The sequence below is a fragment of the Nonomuraea sp. NPDC059023 genome (genome assembly GCF_042740095.1).
Lineage (GTDB): Bacteria > Actinomycetota > Actinomycetes > Streptosporangiales > Streptosporangiaceae > Nonomuraea.
On sequence record NZ_JBHYIO010000024.1, the window covers coordinates 79,902 to 97,940 of the forward strand.

The 18,039-nt window shown below is 70.4% G+C and carries 20 protein-coding genes; 12 read left to right on the forward strand and 8 right to left on the reverse strand.

Features of this window, described 5'->3' with window-relative positions:
• Together ACFWYW_RS34840 and ACFWYW_RS34845 are read right to left on the reverse strand one after the other, a co-directional pair.
• On the reverse strand, positions 1 to 1,302 hold the full coding sequence (locus ACFWYW_RS34840; RefSeq protein WP_379612966.1) for a branched-chain amino acid ABC transporter permease: 1,302 nt from the start codon (positions 1,300 to 1,302) through the stop codon (positions 1 to 3).
• 485 nt (positions 1,303 to 1,787) lie between these two features.
• Positions 1,788 to 2,132, reverse strand: coding sequence for a PaaI family thioesterase (locus ACFWYW_RS34845; RefSeq protein ID WP_379612998.1), 345 nt, complete (start codon positions 2,130 to 2,132; stop codon positions 1,788 to 1,790).
• A 122-nt stretch (positions 2,133 to 2,254) separates the two neighbouring features.
• Here ACFWYW_RS34845 and polA point away from each other — a divergent pair, with 122 nt between their 5' ends.
• From polA to rpsA, 3 genes are all read left to right on the forward strand, one after another.
• A complete protein-coding gene (gene polA, locus ACFWYW_RS34850) occupies positions 2,255 to 4,945 on the forward strand; it encodes a DNA polymerase I (RefSeq protein WP_379612965.1) in 2,691 nt (896 codons plus the stop codon).
• A gap of 206 nt (positions 4,946 to 5,151) precedes the next feature.
• Complete coding sequence (locus tag ACFWYW_RS34855; RefSeq protein ID WP_379612964.1) at positions 5,152 to 6,300, forward strand: polysaccharide deacetylase family protein; 1,149 nt, start codon at positions 5,152 to 5,154, stop codon at positions 6,298 to 6,300.
• A 212-nt stretch (positions 6,301 to 6,512) separates the two neighbouring features.
• The gene (rpsA, locus tag ACFWYW_RS34860; protein ID WP_184960885.1) at positions 6,513 to 8,009 is read left to right on the forward strand and encodes a 30S ribosomal protein S1; all 1,497 of its coding nucleotides are present in this window, start codon (positions 6,513 to 6,515) and stop codon (positions 8,007 to 8,009) included.
• Positions 8,010 to 8,082: 73 nt separating this feature from the next.
• Here rpsA and ACFWYW_RS34865 read toward each other — a convergent pair whose 3' ends face one another.
• Positions 8,083 to 8,550, reverse strand: a complete 468-nt coding sequence (locus tag ACFWYW_RS34865; RefSeq protein ID WP_379612963.1) for a hypothetical protein — start codon at positions 8,548 to 8,550, stop codon at positions 8,083 to 8,085.
• 93 nt (positions 8,551 to 8,643) lie between these two features.
• On the opposite strand from ACFWYW_RS34865, the gene ACFWYW_RS34870 reads away from it, so the two are divergent.
• On the forward strand, positions 8,644 to 9,219 hold the full coding sequence (locus tag ACFWYW_RS34870; RefSeq protein ID WP_379612962.1) for a dihydrofolate reductase family protein: 576 nt from the start codon (positions 8,644 to 8,646) through the stop codon (positions 9,217 to 9,219).
• Between the two features lie 84 nt (positions 9,220 to 9,303).
• Here ACFWYW_RS34870 and ACFWYW_RS34875 read toward each other — a convergent pair whose 3' ends face one another.
• Entirely contained in the window at positions 9,304 to 10,515 is a 1,212-nt protein-coding gene (locus tag ACFWYW_RS34875; RefSeq protein ID WP_379612961.1) for a glycosyltransferase, read from the reverse strand.
• A 276-nt stretch (positions 10,516 to 10,791) separates the two neighbouring features.
• On the opposite strand from ACFWYW_RS34875, the gene ACFWYW_RS34880 reads away from it, so the two are divergent.
• Positions 10,792 to 11,031 (forward strand): WhiB family transcriptional regulator, encoded by a 240-nt coding sequence (locus tag ACFWYW_RS34880; RefSeq protein WP_379612960.1) that lies wholly within the window; start codon positions 10,792 to 10,794, stop codon positions 11,029 to 11,031.
• On the opposite strand, the gene ACFWYW_RS34885 is transcribed toward ACFWYW_RS34880, so the two are convergent.
• Positions 11,015 to 11,344 carry a helix-turn-helix transcriptional regulator gene (locus ACFWYW_RS34885; protein WP_379612959.1) on the reverse strand — a complete coding sequence of 110 codons (330 nt, stop codon included), beginning with the start codon at positions 11,342 to 11,344 and terminating at the stop codon, positions 11,015 to 11,017. The two genes, ACFWYW_RS34880 and ACFWYW_RS34885, sit on opposite strands and share 17 nt — an antisense overlap.
• Before the next feature lie 86 nt (positions 11,345 to 11,430).
• Between ACFWYW_RS34885 and ACFWYW_RS34890 the strand changes: the two genes are divergently transcribed.
• A complete protein-coding gene (locus tag ACFWYW_RS34890) occupies positions 11,431 to 11,790 on the forward strand; it encodes an STAS domain-containing protein (RefSeq protein WP_379612958.1) in 360 nt (119 codons plus the stop codon).
• A 146-nt stretch (positions 11,791 to 11,936) separates the two neighbouring features.
• Positions 11,937 to 12,257, forward strand: a complete 321-nt coding sequence (locus ACFWYW_RS34895; RefSeq protein ID WP_379612957.1) for a plasmid stabilization protein — start codon at positions 11,937 to 11,939, stop codon at positions 12,255 to 12,257.
• Between the two features lie 60 nt (positions 12,258 to 12,317).
• Here the strand turns inward: ACFWYW_RS34895 and ACFWYW_RS34900 are convergent, their stop codons facing one another.
• Positions 12,318 to 12,776: an SRPBCC domain-containing protein gene (locus ACFWYW_RS34900; RefSeq protein ID WP_379612956.1), complete on the reverse strand. Its 459-nt coding sequence runs from the start codon at positions 12,774 to 12,776 to the stop codon at positions 12,318 to 12,320.
• A 65-nt stretch (positions 12,777 to 12,841) separates the two neighbouring features.
• Here ACFWYW_RS34900 and ACFWYW_RS34905 point away from each other — a divergent pair, with 65 nt between their 5' ends.
• Genes ACFWYW_RS34905 through coaE form a run of 5 tightly spaced genes read left to right on the forward strand, consistent with a single transcriptional unit; the run spans position 12,842 to position 15,900 of the window.
• Positions 12,842 to 13,675, forward strand: a complete 834-nt coding sequence (locus tag ACFWYW_RS34905) for an alpha/beta fold hydrolase (RefSeq protein WP_379612955.1) — start codon at positions 12,842 to 12,844, stop codon at positions 13,673 to 13,675.
• 29 nt (positions 13,676 to 13,704) lie between these two features.
• Complete coding sequence (locus ACFWYW_RS34910; RefSeq protein ID WP_379612954.1) at positions 13,705 to 14,268, forward strand: PadR family transcriptional regulator; 564 nt, start codon at positions 13,705 to 13,707, stop codon at positions 14,266 to 14,268.
• A gap of 38 nt (positions 14,269 to 14,306) precedes the next feature.
• Entirely contained in the window at positions 14,307 to 14,825 is a 519-nt protein-coding gene (locus tag ACFWYW_RS34915; RefSeq protein WP_379612953.1) for a DoxX family protein, read from the forward strand.
• Positions 14,826 to 14,837: 12 nt separating this feature from the next.
• Positions 14,838 to 15,293: a GNAT family N-acetyltransferase gene (locus tag ACFWYW_RS34920; RefSeq protein ID WP_379612997.1), complete on the forward strand. Its 456-nt coding sequence runs from the start codon at positions 14,838 to 14,840 to the stop codon at positions 15,291 to 15,293.
• A 4-nt stretch (positions 15,294 to 15,297) separates the two neighbouring features.
• Positions 15,298 to 15,900 (forward strand): dephospho-CoA kinase, encoded by a 603-nt coding sequence (gene coaE / locus ACFWYW_RS34925; protein ID WP_379612952.1) that lies wholly within the window; start codon positions 15,298 to 15,300, stop codon positions 15,898 to 15,900.
• An 85-nt stretch (positions 15,901 to 15,985) separates the two neighbouring features.
• Here the strand turns inward: coaE and ACFWYW_RS34930 are convergent, their stop codons facing one another.
• Together ACFWYW_RS34930 and ACFWYW_RS34935 are read right to left on the reverse strand one after the other, a co-directional pair.
• Positions 15,986 to 16,996 (reverse strand): helix-turn-helix domain-containing protein, encoded by a 1,011-nt coding sequence (locus ACFWYW_RS34930; protein WP_379612951.1) that lies wholly within the window; start codon positions 16,994 to 16,996, stop codon positions 15,986 to 15,988.
• Between the two features lie 14 nt (positions 16,997 to 17,010).
• A complete protein-coding gene (locus ACFWYW_RS34935) occupies positions 17,011 to 17,979 on the reverse strand; it encodes an alpha/beta hydrolase (protein WP_379612950.1) in 969 nt (322 codons plus the stop codon).
• Positions 17,980 to 18,039: the final 60 nt, after the last annotated feature.

Here is an 18,039-nt window from a genome sequence, read left to right on the forward strand (position 1 = left end):
TCAGCCGATCCGCTCGCGGCGGCCGAGGATGCCCTGCGGCCGGAAGAGCAGGACGATGATGAGTACGGCCAGCGCGCCCACACTCTTGAGCTCAGGAGAGATCCAGAGAGTGGACAGCTGGATGAACAGGCCCACGATGAGGGAGCCGACCAGCGCGCCGAACGCGGTGCCGAGGCCGCCCAGCGTGACTCCGGCGAAGATGAGCAGCAGGATGTCCTGGCCCATCGTGAACTTCACGGTCTGCGACAGGCCGAGCAGGATGCCGGCCAGCGCCGCGATGGCGCCGCCCGCGGTCCAGATGACGCGGATGACCCGGTCGACGTTGATGCCCGATGAGGCGGCGAGCGCCGGGTTGTCGGCGACGGCCCGCGCGGCCTTGCCGGTGCGGGTCTTGAGCAGCGCGATGCCGACGATGACGAGCACGGCCAGTTCGATGGCCATCATGATGAAGTTCTTGGGCGCCGCGGTGATCGGGCCGACGCTGATGCCCGCCTGGGCGTTGAACTCGGTGTACGGCTCGCTGTCACCGCCGTGCAGGAACAGGAAGAGGAAGCGCAGGAACATCGCCACGCCGATGGAGATGATCATCATGGCGATGACGCCGGTGCCCCGCCTGCGCAGCTGCCCCCAGAAGAAGCGGTCCTGGAGGTAGCCGAAGGCGCCGCCGACCAGCACCGCGATGATCGCGGACGGGATGACGCCCAGGCCGAAGCCGACGTTGAAGAGGTAGGCGATCAGCGCTCCGAACGTCACCAGCTCGCCATGGGCGAAGTTGGTGAGCTTGGTGGTGCCGAAGATGAGCGACAGGCCCATCGCGGCGAGGGCGATGATCAGGCCGAGGTTGAAGCCCTCGAAGGTGAGCTGCGCGGCCCGCGTCCAGAAACTGCTGTCGCTGGTGTCGGTGGGAGCCGGGGCTCCGGGAGTCTGCTCGCCGCCGGCCTTGGGAACCAGGGCGAACAGGACGGTGGAGCAGTTGTCCTTATAAACCGTCGGGGTGCGGACGTTGTTGCCGCCGCGAACCTCAGCGGTCTGAGGGAGCGAGCTGACATCCAGGGTGACCTTGTACTTCCCTGGTTTGTCGACCTGGACGTCCCATGTGCCTTGGGCGTTACTGGCGACCTCCTTGACGGGTTTTCCGTCTTCGGTGGTCACGACGATTTTCGCGCCGTTCACTGGCTGGCCTTGGAGTTTGAGTGTGCCCTTCACTCCCTGACAGTCGGCAGGACCCGCGGACGCGGGGCTGGCGAGCAGGAAGATCAGTCCACCCAGGAAGGCCGTGAACGCGATCACGGCTCTGCGCAATGGTGCTCCCTCTATTAGGTCAAGGCGGGGCTTGGGTTGTACCCCTCCATCTCGACACGCGGGCATCGCAGGCACAACTGGGATGCTGTGGCGGGAGCCTATTCCGGCGACGTCCGGTTCCGAACCGTTCGTCACCAATTAGTGATGCGGGTGTGTCGGTGATGTGAGCAAATAAGAAGGCAGGTCAGGGGCTAAATCGAGGTATACCCCTGGCACGGGCGCGGAGCCGTACTAAAACGAGACCATAACGATCGGTCGGAAAGCGCTGCACAGGCGGGCGACGTATGCATCAAGCCCGGAAAGGTGGGATGACCCGCTTATTGAGCGGGTAAAAAAGAGCGAGCCCGGGGGTGACCTTTGGGACCGTGTCCGGCTTCCCCGGCCCGACACGTTATCTACTCGGCCTCCCCGCGGGCTCTGTCCGGTCAACCGTAGCGACCCACGGGGGCCGTGTGCAAAGGGTGAGCCGAACTGCCTTCGCCGTCTCAGGCGTCACGCAGCATGCACGTGAGGCGCGAGGTGCACACGCGCCGGCCCTCCTCGTCGGCGACCTCGATCTCGAACGTGGCCAGCGAGCGGCCGCCGTGAATACGCGTCGCCACGCCCGTGACGTGCCCGGACGTCGCGGCCCTGTGATGCGTGGCGTTGATCTCGATGCCGACGGCGATCCGGCCCTCGCCCGCGTGGATCGCCGAGCCGATCGAGCCCAGGGTCTCCGCCAGCACGACCGACGCGCCGCCGTGCAGCAGCCCGTACGGCTGCGTGTTGCCCTCGACCGGCATGCGGCCCACCACGCGCTCCGCACTGGCCTCGACGATCTCTATGCCCATGCGCTCGGCGAGCGTGCCGCGGTGAAGGGAGTCGATGGTGACCCGGTCTATCTGCGTCAAGGAGGAGCCTCCAGTCTTCCGAGCTCAGGTTTTCTGTCGCACATGGAGACTAGGCTTCTGGTGTGCCGAAGAGTGAAGTGACCCCCAACCGCCCATGCCTGTTGCTCCTTGACGGGCATTCGCTGGCCTATCGCGCGTTCTACGCGCTCAAGGACGCCAACCTCATGACCACCGACGGTCAGCACACCGAGGCGGTCTACGGGTTCACCTCGATGCTGACCAACATCCTGCGCGATGAGCAGCCGACCCACGTGGCGGTGGCCTTCGACCGGTCGGAGCCCACGTTCCGGCACGAGGAGTACTCCGAGTACAAGGCCAACCGCAGCGAGACGCCGGAAGACTTCAAGGGCCAGATGCAGCTCATCTTCGAGCTGCTCGACACCCTGCGCGTGCCGCGGCTGTCCAAGGCCGGCTTCGAGGCCGACGACCTCATCGCCACCCTGGCCACCCGCGCCTCCGGCGAGGGCATGGACGTGCTGATCGTCACCGGCGACCGCGACGCGCTGCAGCTCGTCGACGAGCGGGTGACCGTGCTCATGACCCGCCGCGGCATCAGCGACATGACGCGCTTCACGCCGGAGGCGGTCTTCGAGAAGTACGAGCTGACGCCCCGGCAGTATCCCGACTTCGCCGCGCTGCGCGGCGACCCGAGCGACAACCTGCTGAGCATCCCCGGCGTGGGCGAGAAGACCGCCGCCAAGTGGGTGCGCGAGTTCGGCTCGCTGACCGAGCTGGTCGACCGGGTCGACGAGGTCAAGGGCAAGGTCGGCGACAAGCTGCGCGAGCACGTCGCCCAGGTGCTGATGAACCGCAGGCTCACCGAGCTGCTGCGCGACGTGCCGGTGGAGGCCGAGGTCGCCGAGCTCACCCAGGGCGTCTGGGACCGCGAGGAGATCAACAAGCTCTTCGACACCCTGCAGATCCGCGGCGAGCTGCGCGAGCGTGTGTTCAAGGTGCTCGGCAGCGGCGAGGAGGAGCCCGAGCAGGGCTTCGAGGTCGAGACGATCATCCTCGGCCCCGACCGCGTGGCCGGCTGGCTGGAGGCGATGCCCGCGGGCCGCGCCGGCCTGGCGTTCAAGGGCGCCTACGGCAGCGGCACCGGCCGCATCGACGGCATCGCGATCGCCTCGCCCGACGGCACCGCCGCCCACATCGACCCGACCAAGCTCACCGAGGCCGACTTCGCCGCGCTCGGCGCCTGGCTGGCCGCAGACGACCGGCCCAAGGCCGTCCACGACGCCAAGGGGCCGCTGCTGGCCCTGTGGACGCAGGGGCTCGACCTGCGCGGCCTCAGCGCCGACACCGCGCTTGCCGCCTACCTCGCCATGCCGGGCCAGCGCACCTTCGCCCTCGAAGACCTCGCCCGCCGCTACCTCCACCGCGACCTCAAGGTCGAGGAGGAGTCGGGCGGGCAGGCGGCGCTGTTCGGCGACGACGAGGACGCCCCGGCCAAGGACCTCGCGCTGCGCGCCCACGCGGTGCGCGAGCTGGCCGACTCGCTCGAGGCGTTCCTGTCCCAGCGCGGCGGCACCCAGTTGCTGGCCGACGTGGAGCTGCCGCTGGTGCGGGTGCTGGCCGAGCTGGAGCGGGCCGGCATCGCGGTCGACCGCGACTACCTCACCGGCATGGAGGCGCAGTTCGCCGCCGCGGTCAAGCAGGCCGTCGAGGAGGCGCACCGGGTGGTGGGCGAGCAGTTCAACCTCGGCTCGCCCAAGCAGCTGCAGGAGATCTTCTTCAACCAGCTCAACCTGCCCAAGACCAAGCGCACCAAGACCGGCTACTCCACCGACGCCGACCAGCTGGCGTGGCTGGCCACGCAGACCGACCACGAGCTGCCGGTCATCATGCTGCGCCACCGCGACCAGCAGAAGCTCCGCCAGACCGTCGAGGGCCTGATCAAGGAGATCGCCGACGACGGCCGCATCCACACCACGTTCAACCAGATCATCGCGGCCACGGGCCGGCTGTCGTCGGAGAAGCCCAACCTGCAGAACATCCCGATCCGCACCGCCGAGGGCCGCCGCATCCGGCAGGGCTTCACGGTCGGCGAGGGCTTCGAGACGCTGCTGACCGCCGACTACAGCCAGATCGAGCTGCGCATCATGGCGCACCTGTCGGGCGACGAGTCGCTGATCGCCGCGTTCGAGTCGGGCCACGACTTCCACGCCGCCACCGCCTCGCGGGTGTTCGACCTGCCGCCGGAGCAGGTCGACGGCGAGCTGCGCGCGCGCATCAAGGCGATGAACTACGGCCTGGCCTACGGCCTGTCCGACTTCGGTCTCGCCGGGCAGCTCAACATCCCGGTGGCCGAGGCGCGGGCGCTGAAGGAGGAGTACTTCGAGGAGTTCGGCGGCGTGCGCGACTTCCTCAACGCCATCGTCTCCCAGGCCCGCACCGACGGCTACACCGAGACGATCATGGGCCGCCGCCGCTATCTGCCCGACCTGACCAGCGACAACCGCCAGCGCCGCGAGATGGCCGAGCGCATGGCGCTCAACGCGCCCATCCAGGGCTCGGCGGCCGACATCATCAAGGTCGCGATGCTCAACGTGCGCCAGGCGCTGGGCGAGGAGGGGCTGCGCTCGCGGATGCTGCTGCAGGTCCACGACGAGCTCGTGTTCGAGGCGGCGCCGGGCGAGCTGGAGCGGCTGCGGCAGCTCGTGACCGACCAGATGAACGCCGCCTACCAGCTGCGGGTGCCGCTGGAGGTCTCGGTGGGCGTGGGGCGTACGTGGGAGGACGCGGGGCACTGATCTCCGCTCGGCACGGCGGGTCCGCTTCCGGGCCCGCCGTCGCTTTTTCCCGCCATCCGGTACGGCCCGCCGCGCCGCATTCCAGACATCTGTGATGTTGCACTGTGATGCGTGACATGGTCGGACACGGTGTGCCGTGGGCCTTCTGCGGAGGGCTTCTGGACTACCCTGGACCTTTGAAATCCCCCGACCGGTACGGGAGTTCTGTGCGGCCCTCACTGTCATCCACGCGTGTCATCGGTGCGGCGAACGTCGCGGTCATCCTCGTCGCGGTCGTCGCGCTGATGATCATGCCGGGCGACGATCCGGCGGCCCACGCGCCGCCGGAGGCGGTCAAGGTGGGGCAGACACAGCCGGCGCCCTCCTCGGGTCAGCCGTCCTCGCCGGTCCCGTCCGCGCAGCCGTCCGAGCCCGCCCCGATGCCCACGGCGAGCCAGCCGCCGGCGGTGGTCGCCACGCCGGAGTTCGCCAGGCAGGTGAAGGCCAACGAGGCCGGGCTGGTGCCGATCATCATGTACCACCGCATCATCAAGAAGCGGATGGCCTCGATCGACCGCACCCCCGCCCAGTTGCGGCAGGAACTGGAGAAGCTGGCCAAGCAGGGCTACGTGCCCATCACCGCGGCCGAGTTCGCCGCCGGGCGCGTCCAGGTGCCGGCCGGCAAGTTCCCCGTCGTGCTGACCTTCGACGACGGCCATCCGAGCCACTTCGCCCTGGACGACCAGGGGCGGCCCGCGAAGAACACCGCCGTCGCCATCATCTACGACGTCTTCCGCAAATACCCGTCCTTCCGGCCTGTCGCGACCTTCTGGGTCAATCACTACCCGTTCGGGCTGCAGAAGGAAGAACAGCAGGCCTCGGCCGTGCAGTGGCTGCACAAGCAGGGCTTCGAGGTGGCCAACCACACCTGGGCGCACCCCAACCTGCGGGCGATGGGCACCAAGAAGGTGCGCGAGCAGATCGCGCGGCTGGAGCGCATGCTGAAGAAGCTCGGAGTGCCGCCGTCCACGACGATGGCGCTGCCGTTCGGGAGCATGCCGCACAAGAAGAAGGCGGCCCGCAAGGGGGAGTGGGGCGGCGTGCCGTACGACTTCGACGCGGTCTTCCTGGCGGGGGCCGAGCCGTCGCTGTCGCCCTTCGCCAAGGGGTACGATCCTGGTGCCGTTCAGCGGATCCAGAGCAACGGCAAGAAGGGCGAATGCCGTAAGTGGTGCTCGCAGTACTGGCTGGAATGGCTGCAGAAGCACCCGGGGTGGCGCTATGTCTCCGACGGCGACCCCGACCGCGTCTCGGTACCGAAGAAGCTGCAGGGTAATATCGCGCCGAAGCGGAGAGACCAGGTCAACGCCTATTAGGCGCGCTGGTTCCCGAAGGTCATCGCCGTCTCGGATTGACCCCTGCCGCTAGGTCTCATATGCTGATCGCTGCGCTGTGGGCTCGCGCGCGCCTCAGACGGAGCGGGCTCGCGCTCGGTCACGTCGATGTCGTAATCCTCGGCTTGATGCGGAAGAGGGCCTGCCGCGCGCCGCCACATCGATATCTGTCCGCGTTCGGAGCAATTCCACACATGACGTCCAGCACTGAGGCCACCTCGAGCACCCCGCAGGTAGCGGTCAACGACATCGGGTCCGAGGAAGCCTTCCTCGCAGCGATCGACGAGACCATCAAGTACTTCAACGACGGCGACATCGTCGAGGGCACCGTCGTCAAGGTCGATCGAGACGAGGTTCTTCTCGACATCGGCTACAAGACCGAGGGTGTCATCCCCTCGCGAGAGCTCTCGATCAAGCACGATGTCGACCCCGCGGACGTCGTGGAAGTCGGCGAACACGTAGAGGCCCTGGTTCTCCAGAAGGAGGACAAGGAGGGTCGCCTGATCCTGTCCAAGAAGCGTGCGCAGTACGAGCGCGCCTGGGGCACGATCGAGAAGATCAAGGACGAGGACGGCATCGTCACCGGCACCGTCATCGAGGTCGTCAAGGGTGGTCTCATCCTCGACATCGGCCTCCGTGGCTTCCTCCCGGCCTCCCTGGTCGAGATGCGCCGGGTCCGTGACCTCCAGCCTTACGTCGGCCGCGAGCTCGAAGCGAAGATCATCGAGCTCGACAAGAACCGCAACAACGTGGTTCTGTCGCGTCGCGCCTGGCTTGAGCAGACGCAGTCCGAGGTCCGCCAGACCTTCCTCAACACCCTCCAGAAGGGCCAGGTCCGCAAGGGCGTCGTGTCCTCGATCGTCAACTTCGGTGCCTTCGTGGACCTGGGTGGCGTCGACGGTCTCGTCCACGTGTCGGAGCTGTCCTGGAAGCACATCGACCACCCGTCCGAGGTTGTCGAGGTCGGCCAGGAGGTCACCGTCGAGGTCCTCGACGTCGACATGGAGCGCGAGCGCGTCAGCCTCTCGCTCAAGGCGACGCAGGAAGACCCGTGGCAGCAGTTCGCCCGCACCCACCAGATCGGCCAGGTCGTTCCCGGCCGGGTCACCAAGCTGGTGCCGTTCGGCGCGTTCGTGCGGGTCGAGGAGGGCATCGAGGGCCTGGTCCACATCTCCGAGCTGGCCGAGCGCCACGTGGAGATTCCGGAGCAGGTCGTCCAGGTCGGCGACGAGATCTTCGTCAAGATCATAGACATTGACCTCGACCGCCGCCGGATCAGCCTCTCGCTGAAGCAGGCGAACGAGGGTGTCGGCACCGAGGTCGAGTTCGACCCGACCCTCTACGGCATGGCCGCCACCTACGATGACCAGGGCAACTACATCTACCCCGAGGGCTTCGACCCCGAGACGGGTGAGTGGCTGGAGGGCTTCGACCGCCAGCGCGAGGAGTGGGAGCGGCAGTACGCCGAGGCCCAGACTCGCTTCGAGGCCCACAAGAAGCAGATCGAAGAGGCCCGCAAGGCCGAGGCGGAGGCCGGCGAGGCCGCTCCTTCGTCCTACAGCGGTGAGACGCCGGCTCCGGCCAGCTCCTCCTCCTCGACCTCTTCTTCCTCCGCTCCGGCCAGCGGCGCCCTGGCCTCCGACGAAGCTCTCGCGGCTCTGCGCGAGAAGCTCGCCGGCGGACAGAGCTAACCGGCTCGGCAAGCGCGAACCGATCAAGCCCCGCACCCTCGTGGTGCGGGGCTTGACCCGTGTCCGGGGCCGGTCAGCCCGGCGTGGTCCGGGTGTAGGTGAGGCTGAAGTCGTGGGACCAGTCCGCACCGTCCTTGGAGAACTCCCAGGCCGCGGCGATCCTCCGGCCGTCCTCCTCGAAGGCCCCGGTGAAGCGCTGGTGGAAGGCGGGCGCGTCGCGCCAGACCCGCCAGACGCCGTCCGCGAGCGTCATCCGGTAGACCCGGTGCACGCCGCGGGCGTCGGAGTGCAGGTAGGAGAAGGCACCGGTGGCGTCGTCCACGCCGATGAGGCAGACGGACGGCAGGGGAGAGTCCGACTGCCACTCCTGCGGGGCGTCGCCCTCGGCGGTGCCGTACGCGCGGAAGGCGAGAAACGCTCCGCCCTCGATCCACTCGAACACCGCGCGGCCGCCCGAAACGGTGTGGCCGCCGACATGGGCCTCGACGCTCCATTCACCCACCAGGGCGTCGAGAGGGGCGAGGGCGGGGTTGCGTGCCATGGGGCTCTCCTCCGTGGTCAGGCCCTCCGGCGCCATCCGGTAGGGTCGTCGGCCGTGCGTCCTGCACTCCAAAGAGATCGAAGGAACGACCATATGCGCAAGCTCACCTACTACGTCGCCGCCACCCTGGACGGCTACATCGCCGAGCGCTCCGACGCCGACCCGTCGGGCGGGTTGTTCGCCATCGGGCAGGACTACGTCGAGTTCGTCATCGCGAACTACCCGGAGACGCTGCCGGTCAACGCCCGTCAGGCGCTCGGTGTCACGGATGCGGGTACGCGCTTCGACACGGTGGTGGAGGGGCGGCGCTCGTACCAGATCGGCCTGGACATGGGCATCAGCGACGCCTACCCGCACCTTCGCCACCTCGTCTTCTCCCGCAAGCTCGCCCAGAGCACCGACGTCGAGGTCGTCGCGAGCGACCCCGTGGAGCGGGTCAGGGAGCTGAAGGCCGAGGAGGGTCTCGGCATCTGGCTGGTCGGCGGCGCTGAGCTGGCGGGTGTGCTCTATGAGGAGATCGACGAGATCGTGGTCAAGGTCAGCCCGGTCACGGCCGGTGCTGGGGTGCCGCTGTTCGCGGGGCGGAGCGAGGCCGAGGCGCGCCGGTTCACGCTGACCGATCACGTGATCCTGGACAGCGGCGTGGCCGTCATGACCTACTCCGCCTGAGCTCGTCGGGTGATGCCCGGTTCCTCTGGGTTGCTGTGGCGCACGCCGTCGCGCCTACCCGCAAACCCGCCCAGAACACGCCGGTCAGCACCCCGAGGCCTCAAGCCGGACGATCCGTCCGCTGATCACCTGCGCGTAGACCGCCTCGGTGCGCTCGGCGACGCGCGGCCAGCTGTAGCGGCGGCGGGCCCGGCGGGCTCCCGCGGCGCCGAGCTCCTCGCGCCGCTGCGGTGAGTCCAGCAGCTCACGCAGCGCTCTGGCCAGCGCCCGCGGCCGGCGGGGCGGCACCAGCGGGCCCCAGCCGGCGACCGTGTCGAGATGTCCGCCGACGGCCGAGGCCACCACGGGCACGCCGCAGGCCATCGCCTCGATCGGGACGATCCCGAACGGCTCGTACCACGGCACCGACACCACCACGTCGGCCGAGCGCATCAGACCCGGCACGTCCGGCCGGGCCACGCTGCCGATCAGCCGTACCCGCCCGGCCAGGCCGTGCAGGGCGGCGAGGCCGCGCAACCGGGCCGGTTCCCCGTCCTCCGGGACGCCGCCCGCGATCAGCAGTTCCACGCCGGGCAGCCGGCGTAGCGCCTGGACGACGGTGTCGGCGCCCTTGCGCGGCACCAGCCGGGCGATGCAGAGGACCCGGCCGCCGGTACGCGGGCCGTACCACCAGCGGCTCGCCTCCAGGGGGTCGGGCGGCGCGGGATGAAAGCGTTCGAGATCGACACCGCACGGCACGACCGAGACCCGCTCGGACGGCACGCCCATCGCGGCCAGTTCGCGCACCTCGTCGCCGCAGGTGGCCACGATCGCGTCGGCGCGCCGCCCGATCGCGCGCTCGGCGTCCACGCGGTGCGGCGGGCTGGTGTCGGCCGCGCCCTGCCAGCGCCGCTTCACGGTGCCGAGCGCGTGGTAGGTCAGCACCACGGGGACGTCCGCCGCCGCCGCGAGCGCCGCCTGCCCGCTCATCCAGAAGTGCGCGTGGATCACGTCCGGCCGCTCGCGCCGCCAGCGCTCGCGCAGGATCCGCGCGAACTCCGGCATGTACGGCGCCAGCCCGTCCTTGGCCACCGGTTCAGGCGGCCCGGCCGGAACGTAGTCCACCGTGACGCCCGGCCCCATCGGCACCCGTTCCGCCTGGTGGGGTGAGGTGCGCCGGGTGTGGACGACGACCGTGTGCCCGCGCGCCGCCAGCGCCGAGGCCAGGGCGGCCACGTGAACGTTCTGTCCGCCGGCGTCCACTCCGCCGATCGCGGCCAGCGGGTCGGCATGCTCGGAGATCATGGCGATTCTCATGCGCTCGGCTCCTTTTCACCACGTGCTCGGCACATCCGTGCCCGGGGGCCTCGAAAGATCGCGGTAGCGCGCGCACGGCCGCGCCATGGCTGGGACGACTGGAGCGCCTCGCGGGCGCGGACCGTGGGTAAGGCTGGATCGTCCGGCGGGGAGTCGAACCCGGGACGTCTCATCTACTCTCCTCCCCGCCGGCTTCACCTTCGCTACCGAGAAACGCGGGGCTCAAACCTCACCGGCCCGCCGCATGACGCCGCGTCGCAGGGGTAGGCGCGCCGGATGAGGACATTGATCCACGACTGGACGGAACGAGCCGCCTGCCTGGAGGCCGACCCGGAGCTGTTCTTCCCCGTCTCCACCCATGGGCCGGGAGAGGAGCAGGTCATGGCGGCCAAGGCGGTGTGTGCCCGATGTCCGGTACGCGAGCAGTGCTTGGCCTACGCGCTGGACACCCGGCAGGCGGAGGGCGTCTGGGGTGGCACCGACCCGGGGCAGCGCGGGGTCAGGAGTCGCCGGTAGCGCGCTTGCCGGTGGGCGGGGTTTCCCTGACGAACAGTTCGATCAGGGTGCGTACCGGCGTGTGCGCCTCGGTCGGGTAGCGGAAGCCCTGGTCGAGGTTGAGTTCGTAGCGGTTGCGGCGGCCCACCCGGTCGCGGGTGAGGTAGCCGGCCTGCTCCAGGTCGGTCACGATGCCCTGCACCGCGCGCTCGGTGATGCCGATCGTGAACGCGATCTCGCGCAGCCGGGCATCGGGGTCACGGGCGATCTCCAGCAGCACCCGCGCGTGATGGGTCAGGAACGTCCACGACGACCGATCATCAGAGCTACCCATGTTTTCATCCTCCAGCCCCCCGACCTCAACTTCAATGACTGACGAACTCTCTTTCCGGAAAAGGTCATCGGGGTTAAGCTGATCCAGTGAGCGCTCTCGACGTCAGCTGCGAGCACACGCGCGGCGCCACGCTGATCCGCGTCACCGGTGAGGTCGACGCCACCAACTCCGCCGTCCTGGCGTCCGCGATCGAGGACGCGCGCCGTCCCGGGGTGCCGGTGGTGCTGGATCTGGCCGGGATGACGTTCCTCGACAGCAGCGGGCTGAAGGTACTGCTGAGCGCCCATCTCTTCGGCGAGCACGACGGCGGGCAGGTGCATCTGGCCGCCGTGCAGCCGATCCCGGTCCGGGTCCTGCGGATCACCGGCGTGCTGGACCGGCTGAACGTCCACGACACCCTGGAGCGAGCCTGGGCGGCCGTCTCGGCGATCGGACATCGACCCTAAAGAGTGGATTTTCCCTCCTTGTCGGGAGTGGGTGGAGTGCTTTTTTGATGGTTGATGGGGTGATTGAGGGTGTTATGCGGGCAGGGGTGAGCTGGGAAACCTGACGAGCAGGGCCCGCATTCCGGCCCTTGCGAAAGGACAAGAGCATGCCTCGGGGATCAAGCCCGAAACGGGAACGCCAGTACGAGCACATCAAGGACAGCGCCAAGAAGCGCGGCACGAGCGACAAGCGGGCCAAGGAGATCGCGGCCCGCACGGTCAACAAGGAGCGGGCGCGGGCGGGTGAGTCGAAGACGGCCAGCCGTACCTCCACGCAGGACATCTCCTCTGGCCGGCGCGGCGGGCTGCGCTCGCACTCCGGCGCCGGCGGACGCACGCGCGACCAGCTCTACGCCGAGGCCAAGCGCCGCGACATCAAGGGCCGCTCGAAGATGACGAAGGCGCAGTTGCTGAAGGCGGTCGGCTGAGCCGCTGCCCCGTTTCCCTCTCCGGGCCGCCGACCGACCGGTCGGCGGCCCGGCACGCTGTCAGCGGGATTCGAGGAGTTTGGCCAGGTTGTCCAGGGCCATGCGGGTGCCGGTCTCGTTGTCGGCGGCCGAGACGGCCTCCGGGAGGCCCTCGTGCAAGATGACGACCTCGGTGCCGCCGTCCACGTCGGTCAGCGTCGTCGTCATGGTCATCTCGCCGCCCAGCGCCGGATCCGCGCTCTCGAACTCGACGACCTCCACCACCCGCTCGTCCGGCACCAACCGCACGAACCGCCCGTGGTAGGTGTCGGTGTGGCCGCCGGACTTCCCCGCCTCGTCGGGGGAGTGGTAGGTCAGCGAGATGCGGAAGTAGCCGCCCTCCCGCGCCTCGAACGTGTGCACATGGCTGCTCATCCCGTCGGGCACCCGCCACGCCGCGATCGCGATCGGGTCCAGAAAGGCCTGGTAGACGGCCGATCGCGGGGCTCGTACCAGCCGGGAGACCTGGGTCGTGGGCATGGGCCCACCCTACGGCCCGCCGTACGCTGTCGGGAGATCGTGTTTTCGCGGCGGGAGAGGTGGGCGTGCGACTTCTAGGACCCCGAGAGACCCAGGCCGACCGGCTCGCCGCCTTCCGCGCGGCCCATCCCGCCGCCGAGGCCGCAGGATGGACCTACCACGTCGCGGGGAGCGGCCCTGACACCCTCCTGCTGCTGCCCGGCGGGCTACGGCTGGGCGAATCGCTCTTCTGCCTCATTTCTGCCTTCGAGGACGAGTACCGCGTCATCGCCCCCACCTACCCGGCCGTGAGCACCGTCGCCGGGGTCGTCACCGGGGTGGAGGCCGTTCTCGACGCGGAGGGCGTGTCCGCCGTGCACGTGGCGTGGGGCACCTCGATGGGCGGCTTCCTGCTGCAGGCGCTCCTGCGCGCGATCCCCGGCCGGATCGGGCACGCGATCCTCGCCAACACGACCACGCCCGAGGGCTGGGGGCGTGATCTGGCCGCCCGTACCGCGCGGTTGGAGCGGATGCGGGCGATGCCGGAACCCGACCTGCTCGCCCTCATCCGCGGCCAGGCCGCCGAGGCCACCTCCGCCGGACCGTTCTGGGCCGGTTTCCTCGCCGAGGCCGCCGCCCTCGACACCAAGGCGCACCAGATCGCCATGGCCGAGCTGGCCCTCGACTATTGCGCTCGTCAGTACACCCCGTCCGACCTGGACGGATGGCCGGGAAAGCTGATGATCATCGAGTCGGCCGACGACGCCGGGATGGACGCCGACGCGCGCCGGCTGCTGCGCGCCCTGTACCCGAGGGCTGCGCTGCACCGCTTCGGCGAGGGCGGGCATTCGCCGCTGGCCACGCGTCCCGACGAGTACGCGCTGGTGGTGGCGGCCTTCCTGTGCGCCTGCCGCGCATAGGCTCGGGTGAGGGCGACGAAGGGTGGACGATGTCAGCGACACGCCTGCTGATCCTGGGTGCGGTACGCCGTCGCGGCCGGGCCCATGGCTACCAGGTGCGTTGTGACCTGGAGTCGTGGGGCGCCCATGAGTGGGCCGGTATGAAGCCGGGTTCGATCTACCACGGCCTCAAGCAGATGGCGGCCCAGGGGCTGATGCTGGCCCACGACGTCGCGCCGAGCACCGCCGGTGGCCCGCCGCGTACCGAGTACGAGATCACGGCGGCCGGTGAACAGGCGTACTTCACGCTGCTGCGTGACGCGCTGACCCGCCACGACCAGCGGCTGGACGTCATCACCGCGGGCGTCGGCCTGATCGAGGACCTGTCCAGGGCCGAGGCGGTCGAGTTGCTGCTGCGGCGGGTGCAGGGGCTGGAGGAGTGGCGGGCCGCGGTGACCAAGGAGTGGACGCCCGGGGCGGATCCGGAGGTGTGGGGATCGGTGGGCGAGGTGCTCGGGATGTGGGTGCACACGGCCGACAGCGGCGCCCAGTGGACGCTGGGCCTGATCGAACGGCTGCGCCAGGGGGCGTACACGATGGCCGACGACGCGTAACTCCGGACAATCGGCTCGAAGTGGGTATATATCCCTGCATGAAGGACAATGCGGAGGATGTCGGGATGTTGCTGTTGCGGGTGCCCGCGGGACTCCTGCTCATGGGACACGGCGCGCAGAAGCTCTTCGGCTGGTTCGGCGGCGGCGGGCCCGACCAGACCGGCGAGATGATGACCGCGCTCGGCTACCCCAACGGCAAGCTCATGGCGCTGGCCGCCGGGCTCGGCGAGTTCGGGTCGGGCGCCGGGATCGCGCTCGGCGCCGCCACTCCGCTCGCCTCCGCCGGGCTCGTCTCCGTCATGACGAACGCCGTCGTCTCCGTCCACCTGCCCAAGGGGCTGTGGGCGCAGAACGGGGGCTTCGAGTACCCGATGCTCCTGGGCATCGGGGCCACCGCGCTGGCCGTGCACGGACCGGGCAGGTTCTCCGTGGACGCGCTGCTCGGGCTGGACCGCAAGGGGATCGGGTGGGGGCTGGCCGCCCTCGCGCTGGGGGCCGGGGCGGCGGCGGCCGTACTGTCGATGCGTGGCAGGGACGCGCCCGGCGAGGATGAGTAAAGTGGGCGGGTGCTGATAGAGCGGGCAGTCGTGGCCGACGCCGGGGAGATCCTCACGCTTCAGCGTGCGGCCTACGTGACCGAGGCCCAGCTCTACGGCGACCCGTTCATCGCCCCGCTCGTGGAGTCCGCCGAGCAGGTGCGCAAGGCCGTCGAGTCCGCGACGGTCCTCAAGGCCGTCGACGGCGGCCGCATCGTCGGCGCCGTACGCGGCCAGCTGTCCGGCGCCACGTGCCTGGTCGGCCGGCTCGTCATCGCGCCCGACCGCCAGGGCCAGGGCATCGGCACCGCCCTGCTGGCCGCCCTGCACGAGCAGGTGCCGCAGGCGACGGCCTTCGACCTGTTCACCGGGCACCTGTCCATGAGCCTGCGGCTGTACCACAAGCTCGGCTACCGCGAGACGCACCGCGAGCGGATGGACGACCACCTGACGCTGGTGCATCTGCGCCGCCCGGTCTCGGTACGCTGATCACGTGCTGAAGGTGGGACTGACCGGCGGGATCGGCTCCGGTAAAAGCGAAGTGTCCAAACGCCTGGCCGCCAAGGGCGCCGTGGTGATCGACGCCGACAAGATCGCCCGCGAGGTGGTCGAACCCGGCACCGTGGGCCTGGCCCGCGTCGTCGCCGCCTTCGGCCGGGAGATCCTCCGCCCTGACGGCACCCTGGACCGCGAGAAGCTCGGCGCCATCGTCTTCTCCGACGCCGACCAGCTCGCCACCCTCAACGCCATCGTCCACCCGCTGGTGGGCGAACGCGTGGCCACCCTCCAGAACCAGGCCGCCGCCGACGCCATCGTCGTCTACGACGTGCCGCTGCTGGCCGAGAACAACCTCGCCCCCATGTACGACGTGGTCATCGTCGTGGACGCCGCCGACGACACGCGTATCCGCCGCCTGGCCGACCACCGCGGCATGCCGGAGGCGGACGCGAAGGCCCGCATCGCCGCCCAGGCCACCCGCGAGGCCCGCCTGGCCATCGCCGACCTGGTCGTGCCCAACGAGGGTTCGCTGGAGGACCTGGGCGGGCGGGTGGAGGAGGCGTGGACGGAACTGCGCCGACGCGCGGGCCGCGGATAATCAGCGGCCGGACAGCTTGATATGCCGGCAGCCCATCCTCAGCCCGCACCGGAGCGGTGGCGCGCGCGTCTGCCGCCGGACGAGGTCATGGATGGCGGTGGAGCCGGCGCAGGGTGAGGGCCAGTTGCAGGCGTAGCCGGCCCTCGGGATCGCGGATGGTCCAGCCGAGCAGGTGTTCGGCGTGGGCCAGGCGGTCCTGGAGCGTGGAGTGGTGGACGGGGAGCTGGGCCGCGGCGGCTCGCAGGCTGGTGGCGTACGCGATCGCGTGCAGCGTGGCGAGCATCCAGGGAGCGGCGGAGGCGGCGTGCTCCAGGGCGTGGACGTCCGGGACGGGGTCGGCCCCCGCGGGAACCGCCGCCGCCAGCGCGGCCAGTCCGCCCAGGCTGTCGTAGAGGACGACGCGCGGGCCGGGATCCTGGTCGGTGCCGTCGGCGGCCAGGCGCAGGGCCAGCCGGGCCAGCGGCCAGGAGGCGGGCAGCTCGCGCACGGGTACGGCGGGCCCGACACCGGTCCTGCGGGCGGGAAGCGCGGAACCCGGATCGGTGCCGGCGGGCACGATCCTGGCCTCGCCGCCCGCGAAGGCCACGGCCCTGGCCTCGCCGCTCACCTCCAGGCCCAGGGACCGGGCGGCGCGCAGCCGGGCCTGCTCCGGGGCGGTGCCGTCCAGGACCAGCTCGACGAGCGCGGGGTCGTCGCGCGAGGGAGCCCGTCCCCGCGTCCGGTCGAGGACGTCCCTGGCGGCCACGGCGGCGCGTTCGAGCACCACCGCGTGCACGGGCCCGGCCGGACCCGGCATCTCCAGCCACAACCGCGCGGCCCCGCCGGGCGCGGCCCCGGCCGGCCAGCCCGGATCCACCCGCTCGTGCCAGCGGCCGGCGGCGGGGCCGCTGCGGCGGCCGTCGGCCAGCACCCGGACGCGGACGTTGCGTTCCTCGTCGACCAGGCGGACCGGGCACCCGGCCAGTACGGCCGCGCCCCGCACGATCGCCTCAAGCCCGGCCCGCGCCTCCACCAGCCGGTCGAAGTACGCGATCACCTGAAGCGCCGCCCCCGCGTCAGGATCGAGGGCGGACAGCCTGCCCGCGAGCTCCTTCACACAGCCATCATGTCTCAGCCGCCGAGCAGGCGCCGCAGCCAGCGCAGCCGCGCCTCCTTGGCGTCCTGCGAGAGCGCGGCCTGCGGGGCGAAGCCGTCGAAGCCGTGGAAGCCGCCCGGCCACACGTGCAGTTCGGCCCGGCCGCCGTCGCGCCAGATGCGCACGGCGTAGTCGACGTCCTCGTCACGGAAGGTCTCGGCCGAGCCGACGTCGATGAACGCGGGCGGCAGGCCGGACAGGTCGGTGGCGCGGGCGGGCGCGGCGTAGGGCGACACGCCGGGGCCGCCCCGCGAGGAGCCGAGCAGCGCGGTCCAGCCGGTCTCGTTCGCGGTGCGGTCCCAGATGCCCAGCCCCGCCATCTGGTGGGCGGACGGGCTGTCGTTGCGGTCGTCGAGCATGGGGCAGATGAGCAGCTGGCCCAGGATCGCCGGCCCGCCGCGGTCGCGGGCCATCAGGACGACGGCGGCGGCCAGCCCGCCGCCCGCGCTGACGCCGCCGACGATGATGCGCTCGGGGTCGATGCCCAGCTCCGCGGCGTGCTTGGCGGTCCATTCGAGCCCGGCGTAGCAGTCCTCGACGGGCGCGGGATGCGGATGCTCCGGGGCCAGGCGGTACTCGACCGAGACGATGGCGACGCCGAGCTCCAGCGCCAGCTCGGCCAGGTCGGGCAGGCTCTGGCGGCGGTTGCCGACGATCATGCCGCCGCCGTGGACGAAGTAGAGGGCGGGCACCGGGCCGACGGCGGCCGCGGGCCGGGCCACGAGCAGGATGATGTCCGGCTCGCCCGCCGGGCCCGGCGCGGTGTGGTCGGCGATGACGAGCGCGCCGCCCCGGCTGACCTCCTCGTCCGTGGGCTGCGGCAGGCCCGCGCGGGCCGCGCGCAGCGCCGGGATCATGTCCGGCGTGATCGACGAGGACAGGGCCTCGCCGAACATCTCCAGGGCCGCGGTGAGTTCGGGGTCGAACGGCGGTGGTGTGCTCATGACGTTCATGGTGCGGTACGGCTCCGCCCGCCCGCGAGCGCCACGTGGAGGACACAACCC

What these genes read in the sequence shown, in the direction of transcription:
- ACFWYW_RS34845 (WP_379612998.1), bottom strand. Translation starts at nt 2,132, where the DNA reads ATGGGCATAGAGATCGTCGAGGCCAGTGCGGAGCGCGTGGTGGGCCGC.
- rpsA (WP_184960885.1), top strand. Translation starts at nt 6,513, where the DNA reads ATGACGTCCAGCACTGAGGCCACCTCGAGCACCCCGCAGGTAGCGGTC.
- ACFWYW_RS34865 (WP_379612963.1), bottom strand. Translation starts at nt 8,550, where the DNA reads ATGGCACGCAACCCCGCCCTCGCCCCTCTCGACGCCCTGGTGGGTGAA.
- ACFWYW_RS34870 (WP_379612962.1), top strand. Translation starts at nt 8,644, where the DNA reads ATGCGCAAGCTCACCTACTACGTCGCCGCCACCCTGGACGGCTACATC.
- ACFWYW_RS34875 (WP_379612961.1), bottom strand. Translation starts at nt 10,515, where the DNA reads ATGAGAATCGCCATGATCTCCGAGCATGCCGACCCGCTGGCCGCGATC.
- ACFWYW_RS34880 (WP_379612960.1), top strand. Translation starts at nt 10,792, where the DNA reads ATGAGGACATTGATCCACGACTGGACGGAACGAGCCGCCTGCCTGGAG.
- ACFWYW_RS34885 (WP_379612959.1), bottom strand. Translation starts at nt 11,344, where the DNA reads ATGGGTAGCTCTGATGATCGGTCGTCGTGGACGTTCCTGACCCATCAC.
- ACFWYW_RS34895 (WP_379612957.1), top strand. Translation starts at nt 11,937, where the DNA reads ATGCCTCGGGGATCAAGCCCGAAACGGGAACGCCAGTACGAGCACATC.
- ACFWYW_RS34900 (WP_379612956.1), bottom strand. Translation starts at nt 12,776, where the DNA reads ATGCCCACGACCCAGGTCTCCCGGCTGGTACGAGCCCCGCGATCGGCC.
- ACFWYW_RS34910 (WP_379612954.1), top strand. Translation starts at nt 13,705, where the DNA reads ATGTCAGCGACACGCCTGCTGATCCTGGGTGCGGTACGCCGTCGCGGC.
- ACFWYW_RS34915 (WP_379612953.1), top strand. Translation starts at nt 14,307, where the DNA reads ATGAAGGACAATGCGGAGGATGTCGGGATGTTGCTGTTGCGGGTGCCC.
- ACFWYW_RS34935 (WP_379612950.1), bottom strand. Translation starts at nt 17,979, where the DNA reads ATGAGCACACCACCGCCGTTCGACCCCGAACTCACCGCGGCCCTGGAG.